Annotated in this window: 15 protein-coding genes; 10 read left to right on the forward strand and 5 right to left on the reverse strand. The window is 61.7% G+C overall.

What is annotated here, in order from left to right:
- Positions 1-21: 21 nt before the first annotated feature.
- Complete coding sequence (locus tag ACXMYO_RS07420; RefSeq protein WP_438767870.1) at positions 22-219, reverse strand: CsbD family protein; 198 nt, start codon at positions 217-219, stop codon at positions 22-24.
- Positions 220-391: 172 nt separating this feature from the next.
- Here ACXMYO_RS07420 and ACXMYO_RS07425 point away from each other — a divergent pair, with 172 nt between their 5' ends.
- The 4 genes from ACXMYO_RS07425 (at position 392) to ACXMYO_RS07440 (ending at position 3,641) form a co-directional block, all read left to right on the forward strand.
- Positions 392-706, forward strand: coding sequence for a DUF6482 family protein (locus ACXMYO_RS07425; protein ID WP_438767871.1), 315 nt, complete (start codon positions 392-394; stop codon positions 704-706).
- Between the two features lie 120 nt (positions 707-826).
- A complete protein-coding gene (locus ACXMYO_RS07430) occupies positions 827-1,393 on the forward strand; it encodes a DUF1415 domain-containing protein (RefSeq protein WP_457808273.1) in 567 nt (188 codons plus the stop codon).
- Between the two features lie 75 nt (positions 1,394-1,468).
- The gene (gene dusA, locus ACXMYO_RS07435; protein ID WP_457808274.1) at positions 1,469-2,506 is read left to right on the forward strand and encodes a tRNA dihydrouridine(20/20a) synthase DusA; all 1,038 of its coding nucleotides are present in this window, start codon (positions 1,469-1,471) and stop codon (positions 2,504-2,506) included.
- Between the two features lie 157 nt (positions 2,507-2,663).
- Positions 2,664-3,641 carry an aldo/keto reductase gene (locus ACXMYO_RS07440; RefSeq protein ID WP_457808275.1) on the forward strand — a complete coding sequence of 326 codons (978 nt, stop codon included), beginning with the start codon at positions 2,664-2,666 and terminating at the stop codon, positions 3,639-3,641.
- 42 nt (positions 3,642-3,683) lie between these two features.
- Here ACXMYO_RS07440 and ACXMYO_RS07445 read toward each other — a convergent pair whose 3' ends face one another.
- Positions 3,684-4,691: a succinylglutamate desuccinylase/aspartoacylase family protein gene (locus ACXMYO_RS07445; protein WP_438768433.1), complete on the reverse strand. Its 1,008-nt coding sequence runs from the start codon at positions 4,689-4,691 to the stop codon at positions 3,684-3,686.
- Between the two features lie 73 nt (positions 4,692-4,764).
- Positions 4,765-5,508, reverse strand: coding sequence for a CDP-alcohol phosphatidyltransferase family protein (locus ACXMYO_RS07450; protein ID WP_457808276.1), 744 nt, complete (start codon positions 5,506-5,508; stop codon positions 4,765-4,767).
- Between the two features lie 295 nt (positions 5,509-5,803).
- Between ACXMYO_RS07450 and ACXMYO_RS07455 the strand changes: the two genes are divergently transcribed.
- The 5 genes from ACXMYO_RS07455 to ACXMYO_RS07475 are packed head-to-tail and all read left to right on the forward strand — an operon-like array spanning position 5,804 to position 10,217.
- On the forward strand, positions 5,804-6,784 hold the full coding sequence (locus tag ACXMYO_RS07455; RefSeq protein ID WP_457808277.1) for a zinc-dependent alcohol dehydrogenase: 981 nt from the start codon (positions 5,804-5,806) through the stop codon (positions 6,782-6,784).
- A gap of 25 nt (positions 6,785-6,809) precedes the next feature.
- Positions 6,810-7,208: a 6-carboxytetrahydropterin synthase gene (locus tag ACXMYO_RS07460; RefSeq protein ID WP_438767969.1), complete on the forward strand. Its 399-nt coding sequence runs from the start codon at positions 6,810-6,812 to the stop codon at positions 7,206-7,208.
- Positions 7,205-8,284 (forward strand): glycosyltransferase family 4 protein, encoded by a 1,080-nt coding sequence (locus ACXMYO_RS07465; protein ID WP_457808278.1) that lies wholly within the window; start codon positions 7,205-7,207, stop codon positions 8,282-8,284. Before ACXMYO_RS07460 ends, ACXMYO_RS07465 begins: the two co-directional genes overlap by 4 nt.
- A gap of 14 nt (positions 8,285-8,298) precedes the next feature.
- A complete protein-coding gene (locus ACXMYO_RS07470) occupies positions 8,299-9,216 on the forward strand; it encodes a class I SAM-dependent methyltransferase (RefSeq protein ID WP_457808279.1) in 918 nt (305 codons plus the stop codon).
- Positions 9,217-9,266: 50 nt separating this feature from the next.
- On the forward strand, positions 9,267-10,217 hold the full coding sequence (locus tag ACXMYO_RS07475; protein ID WP_457808280.1) for a lysylphosphatidylglycerol synthase transmembrane domain-containing protein: 951 nt from the start codon (positions 9,267-9,269) through the stop codon (positions 10,215-10,217).
- 2 nt (positions 10,218-10,219) lie between these two features.
- Here ACXMYO_RS07475 and ACXMYO_RS07480 read toward each other — a convergent pair whose 3' ends face one another.
- The gene (locus ACXMYO_RS07480; protein ID WP_457808281.1) at positions 10,220-10,444 is read right to left on the reverse strand and encodes a hypothetical protein; all 225 of its coding nucleotides are present in this window, start codon (positions 10,442-10,444) and stop codon (positions 10,220-10,222) included.
- A 78-nt stretch (positions 10,445-10,522) separates the two neighbouring features.
- The gene (locus ACXMYO_RS07485; RefSeq protein WP_457808282.1) at positions 10,523-11,392 is read right to left on the reverse strand and encodes a RibD family protein; all 870 of its coding nucleotides are present in this window, start codon (positions 11,390-11,392) and stop codon (positions 10,523-10,525) included.
- Between the two features lie 394 nt (positions 11,393-11,786).
- Between ACXMYO_RS07485 and ACXMYO_RS07490 the strand changes: the two genes are divergently transcribed.
- Positions 11,787-11,930: a hypothetical protein gene (locus tag ACXMYO_RS07490; protein WP_457808283.1), complete on the forward strand. Its 144-nt coding sequence runs from the start codon at positions 11,787-11,789 to the stop codon at positions 11,928-11,930.
- Positions 11,931-11,938: the final 8 nt, after the last annotated feature.

Below are 11,938 nucleotides of genomic sequence, written 5' to 3' on the forward strand. Positions count from 1 at the left end.
GGTCCCGGGCAATCAAGGGCGCTATCGGCGCTCGCCATGAAGGGTCTTTTCAGCCTGGCGCAGGGCCTCCTCGGAAGAGAGCCCCTGCTCCTTTTCGAGTCTGGCGGCAAGCTGCTGGATTTCGCCTTCGTCGCTGAGCGCTTCATCACCGCCAAGCGTTCCCCACGCTTCCTTGATCTTGCCCTTGAGATCTTCCAGCGGCGGACTCTTGTCACTCATCGATGGCTCTCCGAAATATCATGCGCAATGCATCGATCATAGCGCCTGCCAGTAGAGAGCGGTATGGCACCTCAACGCCTCATGACAATTTTAACCCTGCAGATACGGGGGTTTTGAAACAGACGGACTATCCTGAGCAGGGTCATTGATTACGCAGGCCATGGAGAGGCAGATGAAACTCAACGAACTGACTGAAAAAGCACATGCAGGCCGGATTGATGAAATCGTCATTGAATCAATGGAAGGCGATATCTTTACCGTGCGCATCACCACCGGGGGCGAGACCGACACACTGCTTAACGAAGACGGCACGATTTTAACGCCGCAATCCCTTAATGCGGCCAAGACCCTGCTGCGCGATATCGGCGGCATGGACGGTGTCTCGGTTTATTTCAGACACAGCGTCGCGCATGACGAAATGATGGGCTCCGAGGCGGAAACTGCCGATGACCGCATGCCCATCACGCTGGAAGGCCAGGCGCAGTAGCGCCATCGTCGGCCGTCGGCAATACCGTTTCAGCGCTGTACATCGCGCGGCTCAAGGGTAAGATATCGTTTTGGGGTCGACACACTGTCGGCCCCTTTCCTTTTCAACAAAGAGCCTATCGTGACGACACAACCATTGGAGGCCACCCGACGCTGGGTCAGGGACTGGGTCATGGCGCAGGATCTGTGCCCGTTCGCTGCCGCCGAGTTCGAGCGCAACCGCATCCGCTATCGCCAGCTTGATGCTGCAGACGATGCCGCTTTGCTCATGGCCGTCATCGAGGAGTGCGAGCATCTTGACCGCCACCCGGACACCGAAACCACCCTATTGGTACTCACACCCGGCGCCGAGGACTTCTTCACCTTTCTGGACAAGCTCGACATGGCCGAACGGCTCATGATCAGCGAGGGCTACGAAGGCTTCTATCAGCTGGCAAGCTTTCATCCCGACTACCTGTTTGGCGACAGCCAGGCAATGCCCGGTCAGGAAGACGCCGCCGATTACACCAATCGCTCTCCCTGCCCGCTTTTCCATCTGCTGCGCGAAACCAGTCTCGAAGCTGCGCTGGAACGCTTTCCCCATCCAGAGCGCATTCCCGAGCGCAACCAGGCGCTGCTGCGACAACACGGCGTTCAGTGGTGTCGCCGGATACAGGACGCCATTTCCGATGAGACGCCGTCGTCCTGATTGGGCGTGTGGCCGCCATTGTGAGAAAATGACGCTCTTTTTCAGGACCGCTTCGTAAGCCGGAAAACATCTGCCATGCCCGCCAGCACCCCGATTCACGCCGCCGACGCCGCGCGTCGATTTTCCATTGCCCCCATGATGGACTGGACGCCGCGCGATCAGCGCGCGTTCGCACGCACCCTGACCAAACGCGCTCTTTTGTATACCGAAATGGTCACAACCGGTGCCATCCTGCACGGCACCCCGCGTGAGCGCTTTCTCGGCCATGACGAACGGGAATACCCGCTGGCGCTGCAGCTGGGCGGCAGCGACCCGGCGGCGCTGGCCGAATGCGCCGCTCTTGCTGAAAGCTGGGGCTATCAGGAGGTCAATCTGAACGTGGGCTGCCCGAGCGATCGCGTGCAAAACAACATGATCGGCGCCTGTTTGATGGGCCATCCCGAACTGGTGGCGCGCTGCGTGACGGCCATGCAGGCAGCGGTCTCGATTCCGGTCACGGTCAAGTGTCGTATCGGCATCGACGATCAGGACGAGGACGCGGATCTCGCGCGCTTTATCGACACCGTGGCCGCCGCCGGCTGCTCGACCTTTACCGTCCATGCCCGCAAGGCCTGGCTCGAAGGGCTCTCCCCCAAACAAAATCGCGACGTGCCGCCGCTGAACTATCCACGCGTGCATCGTCTCAAGGCCGCCCATCCCGAACTGCATATCGGCATCAACGGCGGCCTGAAAAGCATTGAGGACTGTCAGCGCGAGCTTGCGCATGTCGACAGCGTCATGGTCGGCCGCGAGGCCTATCACAACCCGTTTTTGCTGGCCCATGTCGACCGCAACATCTTTGGCGAAAGCACAACGCCCCCGACCCGTCATGAGGCCATGCAGGCCTTTCGGCCCTATCTGGTCTCGCGTCTTGAGGCGGGCGTGCGTCTCAACCACATCACGCGCCATCTTCTCGGACTTTTTACCGGCTGCCGGGGTGGGCGCCGTTTTCGTCGCTACCTCTCCGAAACGGCTCATCGTCCCGATGCCGGAATCGACGTCTTCGACCAGGCGCTCGCCCTGGTCAACGATATCGACGCCGAACGAGAACTGCCGACACACATGCCCGGCTGACCCGCTCCTTTGGCGATACTGCCTCCTTTTAACCGACTCGATGTGGCGTCGAGCCGGTTGAACAGTATACCCCGGGTTGTCGTTTCAGCCACCCTGGCCATACTTGACGCACTCACCGGGTTGACCCCGAACACATCATCACCGCCAGGGAGGCACCATGCGTTTTGAACTGCCAGGAAAAATGGGGCTGGGCACGGCGCCTCTGGGCAACATGTTTGAGGAAGTGCCGGACACGCGTGCCATCGAGACACTGCGCACCGCGTGGGACGCCGGTATCCGCTATTTCGATACGGCGCCGCAGTACGGCGCGGGACTATCGGAAATGCGCCTGGGGGAAGCCCTTGCCGACGAACCCCGCGGGACTTACGTGGTGTCCACCAAGGTGGGACGCCTGATCCGTGACGAACCGGAGCAAAAACAGGGCATCTTTGCCAACGGCCGCGCCAACAGGGTGGCTTACGACTACTCGGAGTCCGCGACCCTGCGCTCGATTGAAGACAGTCTTGAGCGTTTGAACATGGACCGCATCGATATCGCCTGGATTCACGACTGCGCCTTTGATGCCCACGGCGAGCAGTGGGAAGCGGTCCACGATCAGGCCATGAACGGTGCCGCACGCGCCCTGACCCGACTGCGTGAGGAAGGCGTGATTCGCGCCTGGGGGCTGGGCGTCAACCGCGTGGCGGCCTGCACGCGCGCACTTGAAAGGGCCGACCCCGACGGCTTTTTGCTCGCCGGACGCTATTCGCTGCTCGATCATGAGGGTGCACTGGAAACTCTGCTGCCGGAGTGCGAGCGTCGCGGCACCCGTCTGGTGATCGGCGGTGCCTACAACTCGGGCATTCTGGCCGGTGGTGACCATTACGACTACAAACAGGCCTCTAATGAGGTACGCGAGCGTACCCGACGCCTTCGTGATATCTGCGAACGCTTCGGGGTCGATATCCGCGCCGTGGCCCTTCAGTTCAGCGCCGCGCCACGTGCTGTCGCCTCAGTGATTCCGGGCACCACCCGGCCGGAGCGCATTGCCGAAAATCAGGCCCTGATGACGACAACCATTCCCAGCGCCCTGTGGCAGACACTCTGGAGTGAAGGACTGGTCTCGATGGATGCGCCCATCCCGGGCGCGGTCTGACACCGGTGAAGCGCCATGCCCTGACGCCCCGGTGTCAGGGCGTTATTCGACGCGCGCCTGCCAGGCTTCCACCGCCTGCTCGGCGTCCTCAAGTTCGTGAAAGCGGGCAATATGAAAAACCGCCTCGCCCTCGTTGACCAGCGGCAGGTTGCTCATGCCGATCACAATGCCATCGCTTGACGCCAGCACATCGCCTTCCTCGTTGCCGAAGGGGCCGGCCACGATTCCCAGCCGTTCGCCCTTGACCACTCGCGCCCCCAGTCGAACGCGCGGGCGCAGCACACCATCGATGGGCGCACGCGCCCAGCTCGAACTGCGTGCCACCTCGGAGGCCGGTACCTTGCTGCCGCGGCCGACCGGCAGCATATCCAGAAGACGCATGACCCGCAGCACGCCGCGCACGCCGGCACTGATGGCCCAGTCGTCAAAGCGCAGCGCCTCGCCCGCCTCGTAGGTTAATACCGGAATACCACGGCGCTCGGCGTACTCGCGCAGACTGCCACCGCGCAGTTCGGCGTTGAGAATCACCGGTGCGCCAAAGGCATCCGCCATGGCACGGGTCTGCTCGTTACGCTCGAGCTGGGCGCGGATCTGCGGCAGATTGGTGCGATGAATGGCGCCCGTATGCAGATCCAGAATATGCGTGGCCAGATCCACCACCTGCTCACGAAAAAGCGCCGCGATACGTGACCCCAGCGACCCGGCATCACTGCCCGGAAAGCAGCGGTTCAGATCCCGACGATCCGGCAGATAGCGACTGTGCTGTACAAAACCAAACACGTTGACGATCGGCACGGCAATCAGGGTGCCGCGCAGCCGCGCCAGCGAGCGCGTCTTGAGCACCCGCCGAACGATTTCCACCCCGTTGATCTCATCGCCATGAATGGCACCGCACACCAGCATGACGGGGCCGTCCCGGCGACCATGGACAACTTCGACCGGAATATTGAGCGGCGTGTGGGTATAAAGGCGCGCGACAGGCACATCAATCTGGCGGCGCTGACCGGGAAGCACTGTTTCCCCGGCCAGTACAAAGGGATCACGGGCCATACGGATACTCATCAAAGGGTTTCATGAAGGTAATGACCAATCAAACAGCTTATCGGCGGCGACCACCGGACATTCAGTGCCGAGCTGATGCACGCCTGTAAAGGTGACCGATATCCATGACAAAGGAAAACGCCAGAAGTATCAGGGCCAGCGCCAGCAAAAGGTTCGACCAGGGCGGGGCCACCCAGGGCAGCAGGCAGGTCATCAAAGTGGCGACCTGCCAGACACAAAAGGTTTTTCGACGGTAGCTGACCGGCAGCTCGGCGCCAAGCCAGGACCAGCGCCAGCTCGCGATCACAAACAGATAGCGCATGGCACCGATGACCATGATCCAGACACCGGCCTTGCCCTGGATGACCAGCATCAGACACAGCATCAATATGAAAAAGGCATCAAGTTCCATGTCCAGGCGCGCGCCGAAACGACTCTCGGTATGGGTGCGACGCGCAACCCAGCCATCAACGCCATCCAGTGCCAGTGCCGTCAGGGCCATGGCAAACACCAGCAGATGGTGCTCGTTGATAAAATCCGGCAGCGGCAGCATGGCCGTGAGCAGCGCGATCAGCACCGCCCGCACCAGCGTGACGCGATTGGCCCAGCCAAGATAGCGCCGACCCGAGGGCCAGGCACACATCATGGCGACCACCAGCACCAGATAGACGCCGCCGGCAACAGGATAGAGTGATACTGGCGCCGGATACATGAGGCGCAGCACGGTTGCCAGCAGCATCAAACCGACCAGCCCGGCCAAAAGCTCCGTGAGCACGCCAAAGGCGGGCCACGTCAATCGGCGTACGGCAATGCGTTGTTCACTCATGTCAGGACCTCCATCACCGTCAGCCAATTCCTTTGTCCCTGCCGTTTGTGAGATGCGGTCTCGAAAAGGACATGAAATCTTCATTAGCATGTCATCATGGCGCAGGGAAACCGGTTACCGCCATGACAAACCATGTTATCAATATAGCGTTGCGTCACGCTTTGTGACGCGACAAGTGACTCTGGTGCAGACTGGCTCACCGCTTGTACGACGCGGCGAATCCATCAACAGTGTCTATACTGCCGGACGCCCTTTTAACGCTACGGTGTCCTTTCAACAACGCACAGGGTCATCAATGAGTTCGGACAACACCGCTCGCGCCTTCTGGGTTGAAGCCCCCGGACAGGGCGCCATTCGAACACAGCAGCTGACGCTTCCCGGCGTCGACGAGGTCAGGGTCCGCACCTGCTACAGCGCCATCAGTCGAGGCACCGAAACGCTGGTGTTCCACGCCAGAATTCCCGAAAGCGAATACGCGCGCATGCAAGCGCCCTTTCAGGAGGGCGATTTTCCCGCCCCGGTCAAATACGGCTATTCAAGCGTGGGCATCGTGGAAGAAGGCCCGGAGGCGCTCAAGGGTCGTCACGTGTTCTGCCTGCATCCCCATCAGGACCGCTTTGTCGTGCCGGTGGCCATGGTCATCCCCCTGCCTGACACGCTGCCGCCCGAACGCGCCGTGCTGGCCGCCAACATGGAAACGGCGCTTAACGGCCTCTGGGACGCCGCCCCGCGCATCGGTGATCGCATTGCCGTCATCGGCGCCGGCGTTGTCGGCACGCTGATCGCCTGGCTTTGCCGCAACATTCCGGGCACTCGGGTCGAGCTGATCGATATCAACGAGTCGCGCGAGACGCTCGCCCGGTCACTGGATGTTGGGTTCTCGACGCCATCACGGGCGCAGTCGGAGTGTGATCTGGTCATTCATGCCAGCGGCAGCCAGGCCGGGCTTCAACAGGCGCTGACCCTTGCCGGGCAGGAGGCGACCATTATCGAGATGAGCTGGTTTGGCGCTCAGTCGGTCAGTCTGCCGCTGGGCGAGGCGTTTCACTCCCGCCGATTGACACTGCGGGCAAGTCAGGTCGGCACCGTCTCCCCTTCCCGCTCGGCGCGGCGCACCCACGCCGAGCGCATGGCCCAGGCGCTGTCGCTGCTTGAAGATGCACGCCTTGATGCGCTGATCGACGCAGAAAGTGATTTTGAAACACTGCCGGAGACCATGGCGCGCGTGACCACCGAACCCGGCACCCTGTGCCATCGCATTCGTTACAGCCACTGATTCATTTCCCTTTCGGAGTTTCGCCATGTACAGCCTTACCGTTCGCGATCACGTCATGATCGCCCACAGCTTCAACGGCCAGATCTTCGGTCCGGCTCAGAAGCTCCATGGCGCCACCTACATTGTGGATGTCACTTTCAAGCGTGCAGATCTCGACCAGGACGATCTGATCGTCGATATCGGCCTGGCCAGCCAGACACTGTCGGATGTTTTGAGCGATATCAACATGCAAAACCTCGATGAAATCGAGGAGTTCAAGGGGCGCAATACCACCACCGAATTCATGGCCCGGGTCATCTTTGATCGCATGGCCGCCTCGATCGAGGCCGACCAGCTGGGCGAGACCGGCAAGGGGCTGACGGCACTGAACGTCACCCTGCACGAATCCCACATCGCCTGGGCAAGCTACGAAGGGTCGCTATGACACAAAAAAGCGCCGTTCGCCGCCTGACTCTGATCGTCGCCGGCCGGCCGGATCAGCTGACCGGCGGCTATATCTATGACAGACGCATCGTCGAGGCGCTGCGCGAAACCGGCATTGTCGTTGAGGTCATCGGCCTGGACGGGCGTTTCCCGTGGCCGGACGATATCGCCCGCGAGTCGCTGCAGCGGGCTCTGGGCGGCTGCACCGATCGCAGCCTGGTCATCGTTGATGGCCTGGCCGCCAGCGCTATGCCAGAGGTTCTGGCAGTTCACGCCCATCGCCTGACGCTGGTGGCGCTGATTCATCACCCGCTGGGGGATGAAACCGGACTGGAGGACGATCAGCGAGACACGCTGCTGGCGCTTGAGTGCCGGGCACTGCAGTCCGCCGCCGGCATCATCGTCACCAGCGCTTTCACCCGGCGTCGCCTGATCGAGCTGGGTATCGATGAGTCACGCATCACCGTGATCGAGCCCGGCATTACGCCGGTCCCGGTGGCCCCGGCGGACAACGACACGCCGCGGCTGCTGTGCATCGCTACCCTCATTCCGCGCAAGGGCCAACACCTGCTGCTCGAGGCGCTCGCCGATCTCAAGTCGCACGACTGGCACTGCGATTTGATCGGGGATGACACCCGTGACGAGCGCTATACCGAAAGACTGCGTGACCTGATCACCGAGCATCAGCTTGAACGGCGCGTGACGATCCACGGCGCGCAGTCCCCGGAAGCGCTCGAGGCGTACTGGCAGCAAAGCGATCTGTTCGTCCTGCCCTCCTTCTACGAAGGCTACGGCATGGTCATCACCGAGGCGCTGGCCCATGGCCTGCCGGTGGTGACGACGACCGGCGGCGCGCTGGCCGACACGCTGCCCGCCAGCGCCGGCGTTCACGTTCCACCGAACGATGCGTCGGCGCTGCGTGACGCCCTGCGTACCCTGCTGTTTAACGACAGCGCGCAGTATCAGAGCCTGCGCCTGGGCGCAATCAAGGCTCGTGAGAGCCTCAATGACTGGACGGGGGCGGCCGAGCATTTTCTGGCCTGTCTTGATCACCTGCACGCCAGCGCCGCATTCTGACCGGAGACATTGCCATGCCCCCATTACGGCCGCAGGATGACATGGCCGATCACAGCGATTTCAGTCCGTCATGGCTTGCCCTGCGCGAGGCGGCCGATCATCGTGCCCGCGATCTTCAGTCGCCGATCGAGACATGCCGACACTGGCTGGCATCAAACTTGCCTCGGGGCCCCCTGAGGCTTGTGGATCTTGGCTGTGGCAGTGGCAGCAACCTGCGCTATCTCTCGCCTCGTCTGCCATCGCCGCAGCACTGGTGTCTGATCGATCAGGACGCTGCCCTGCTGGCGCATGCCGGTGGTGACGCCAGCTCTTGTCACGCCAACGTGGTTGGTATCGACTGCTACCAGCGTGATCTCACAAGGCTCGATCAGGCGCTGACGCAGGACCTGCTGGACGGGGTAGATATCGTCACCGCCTCGGCGCTGCTCGATCTGGTCTCACAGCCGTGGCTGGAAGCACTGATTGATCGATGTGCGTCGCAGCAATGCGCTTTCTGGCTGGCCATGAGCATCAATGGGGACAATGCACTGATCGATCACGGCGATGCCGGTGGTGATACCGCGCTGCTCGAGATGGATCAATATGTACAGCAGCTGATCAGGACCCATCAACAACGCGACAAGGGATTTAATGCCGCGCTTGGGACACAGGCACCCGAGGTGGCCGCTGCCCTGCTTGAAGACGCCGGCTACCGGGTAACCCGCACCAGCGCCCCGTGGCGGCTTGACTGTGCCGACCCCGGCCAGATGACTCTGGCACAGTCACTTGTGCAGGGCTGGCTGGAGGCCGCGCTGGAACAGGCACCCGATCAGCGTCAATCCCTGAGGCAGTGGCATGACAGGCGCCAGCAGGATATCGCCAGTGGCCGCATTGCCATTACCGTGGGCCACACTGACCTTTTTGCCGTACCCGCCACGCCCGGGACGTCATGAGAACCGGCACGCGCCGATCGATACCCGATGGCAGGAGCCGATACCGGCGTGTGCTGAGCGCTTGGATGCTGCGCTGGACGCTGACGCTGGCCATTCTGGCAGGCGTTGCCTGGCTTGTGGACTACAATGCCCTGCTGTCACGCCTGAATGATCTCTCCCCGGGATGGCTGATTCTGGCACTGGCGATTTCGGTGCCCCAGATCATGCTGTCGGCCTGGCGGTGGCGGTTAACCGCGCGTCACATGGACATGTCGCTGCCGCTGCCGGTTGCCATCCGCGAATACTATCTGTCGACCTTTCTCAATCAGATGCTGCCGGGGGGCGTGACGGGCGATCTGGGTCGCGCCTGGCGACACGGCACCCGAAATGCCTCTCATGGCGCCGCGCTGCGAGCCGTCATTATCGAGCGGGCCTCGGGCCAGGCCGCGCTGTTGCTGGTCGCGCTTGCCACACTGCTTGTCTTCACACCGCTGCGCCATGGGCTGATCGAGCAATTGTCCCGGCTGAATCTGATGCTGCATGACCGCACCGACATCCCCTACGCCCTGGTGTACATGGCATTGACGATGATGGGGCTGGCAGGTCTCTGGATCCATCAACACCCGCCGCAATGGCTGAGCGCCCTGCGTCGCGACCTGCGTCGCGGGCTCTGGAATCGACGGCTGTGGCTGCGCCAGCTGGCGAGTTCGCTGGCCATCGTTGCAAGCTATATGCTGGTGTTTGTCTGCTGTGCCAGAGCGCTGGGAGAGCCGCTGTCAACGGCGACACTGCTGGCGCTGACGCCACCGGTGCTGATGGCCATGGCCATCCCGGTTTCAGTGGCAGGCTGGGGGGTTAGAGAGAGTGCAGCGGCGCTGGTCTGGATGCTGGCCGGGCTGTCGGCTCAGCAGGGCGTGGCCATTTCGGTCACCTATGGTGCGGTCATACTGCTGTCGAGTCTGCCGGGTGCGATGGTGCTGCTGATGGGACGGCACACGATCTCTCAACGGGTCTCCGGATAGGCTCAGGGCAGCATGGTGACGATGCCGTCATCGTCTTCCTCGCTGCCTTGCTCACCGGTGCCGGCAGTGGCTTCGTCACCGGGAAGCTCACCCGGCATGACGCCGTTGGCGGCGTCCTTTTTGAGATTCCACTGTCGCTCCTGCTCGGCCTGATCAAGCGTCAGCCAGATGCCGGATACCACCAGCAGCACACAAAACAGCAGCGATACCAACCCTTTCACATTCATTCTCAGGCTCCAGTCAATGGCGAGACGACCCTGGTATTTTCCCAGAAAGCAGGCCAACCAAGAGCCTGAAAAGGCAGGTTAATTACGGCCTGTTTGCTCGAAAGCACCAAAATCGAGATCAAACAAAACGTCCTGGCCCAGCGTGTAATGACGCGCCGAGGGGCGCATGGCCTGACTCAGACACTCGATGACCGGCAGGGTCAGCGCAGGCCGGCCCGAACCGATGATCATGGGGCTGACCATGCTGTGCAGACGGTCAAGACAGCCTGTCTGCAAAAATCGTGACACGGTCATGCCGCCGCCTTCCACCAGCACGCGATTCAGCCCCTGACGGCTCAATACGTCAATCACCTCACGCGGGGCGACACCGTCGTCTCCCGAACAGAGGCCCAGCACGCGCACCGTCCGGCCATGGCGCTCGTGACATGCCTGCCAGCGCGCCACATGCTCATGGGCCACCAGATGCAGCGTCGGGGCCGTGTCATCTTCAAAGACAAAGCGATGCTCGGGCATACGGCCACGCGGGTCCAGTACGACGCGGGCGGGATGCTCGCCGGTGACGTGGCGCACGGTCAGGCGTGGGTCATCCATGGCCACGGTACCGGCACCCACCACCACGGCATCGACCACGGCCCTTAGCGCATGCAGATGCACCAGGCCCTCGTGGCCTGTCACGTAGTAGGAAGCCCCGCACTCGGTGGCGATCCGCCCATCGAGACTCTGCCCCAGTTGTGCCATGACCAGAGGCGTTGTGCGGGCTACCAGCGGCAGCATGATATCCAGCAGCTGCGCCGCCGCATCATCAACGCCATCGCTACAGTGCCACGCCCCTTTGGCCGTTATCGACATCGTGTCGTGCTGATACGAAAGACCGCACTGCCAGTCAAACCGGCGGGCACGTAATACATGTTTCCAGGCCTGCGCTCTGGAAAGCGTTATTGCTGCCATAAGCTCCTGCTACTCCGGTGCCTGCTGTTCAAGACCATGGCGAGCGTGCCTTCAAAGGCCGCACCGCTTTATCGGGAGGCGCACCACGCCCTTGAAGCGCTCTTTCATAAGCACAATACTGTACAAGTTTTTTGAAACCTCTGCCGTTAACCGAAAGAAGTCGGTCAACGCAACGCTTTCTGGTCATAACGGCGCTGGTAGCGAGGTTTTAAAGAACAGTGTCCAAAAATCGGCTGCTTCCTGATTGTGAAAATTCATGAGCATTGACTGGCAACCCGACGCGTCCTGTACCGATAATGTACAAGAATTCGAACCCTTGCATGCCGGCCTCAGTCCCGACGCGACGACAGGCCAGCATCAGCACATGCCGATCATCCAGAGAGGAGATATTGTCATGTCTGCCAATGATTATCTGCGCGTTCACAATACCCGGCTGTCCGATATGGAGGCCCTGCCCCGAGAGCTGCTCTGCCGCTATCTGGCCACCTGCCCTGCCGTGGTGCGCCACCGGCTTTTGACACGCCTTTGCCAACGCTAGAGTCACTT

The organism is Kushneria sp. EE4, from assembly GCF_977968315.1.

Excerpts from the sequence above, each read along its gene's own strand:
- ACXMYO_RS07480 (WP_457808281.1), bottom strand. The coding sequence starts at position 10,444 with ATGAATGTGAAAGGGTTGGTATCGCTGCTGTTTTGTGTGCTGCTGGTG.
- ACXMYO_RS07460 (WP_438767969.1), top strand. The coding sequence starts at position 6,810 with ATGTACAGCCTTACCGTTCGCGATCACGTCATGATCGCCCACAGCTTC.
- ACXMYO_RS07450 (WP_457808276.1), bottom strand. The coding sequence starts at position 5,508 with ATGAGTGAACAACGCATTGCCGTACGCCGATTGACGTGGCCCGCCTTT.
- ACXMYO_RS07470 (WP_457808279.1), top strand. The coding sequence starts at position 8,299 with ATGCCCCCATTACGGCCGCAGGATGACATGGCCGATCACAGCGATTTC.
- ACXMYO_RS07485 (WP_457808282.1), bottom strand. The coding sequence starts at position 11,392 with ATGGCAGCAATAACGCTTTCCAGAGCGCAGGCCTGGAAACATGTATTA.
- ACXMYO_RS07425 (WP_438767871.1), top strand. The coding sequence starts at position 392 with ATGAAACTCAACGAACTGACTGAAAAAGCACATGCAGGCCGGATTGAT.
- ACXMYO_RS07465 (WP_457808278.1), top strand. The coding sequence starts at position 7,205 with ATGACACAAAAAAGCGCCGTTCGCCGCCTGACTCTGATCGTCGCCGGC.
- ACXMYO_RS07490 (WP_457808283.1), top strand. The coding sequence starts at position 11,787 with ATGTCTGCCAATGATTATCTGCGCGTTCACAATACCCGGCTGTCCGAT.
- ACXMYO_RS07445 (WP_438768433.1), bottom strand. The coding sequence starts at position 4,691 with ATGGCCCGTGATCCCTTTGTACTGGCCGGGGAAACAGTGCTTCCCGGT.
- ACXMYO_RS07455 (WP_457808277.1), top strand. The coding sequence starts at position 5,804 with ATGAGTTCGGACAACACCGCTCGCGCCTTCTGGGTTGAAGCCCCCGGA.
- ACXMYO_RS07440 (WP_457808275.1), top strand. The coding sequence starts at position 2,664 with ATGCGTTTTGAACTGCCAGGAAAAATGGGGCTGGGCACGGCGCCTCTG.
- ACXMYO_RS07420 (WP_438767870.1), bottom strand. The coding sequence starts at position 219 with ATGAGTGACAAGAGTCCGCCGCTGGAAGATCTCAAGGGCAAGATCAAG.
- dusA (WP_457808274.1), top strand. The coding sequence starts at position 1,469 with ATGCCCGCCAGCACCCCGATTCACGCCGCCGACGCCGCGCGTCGATTT.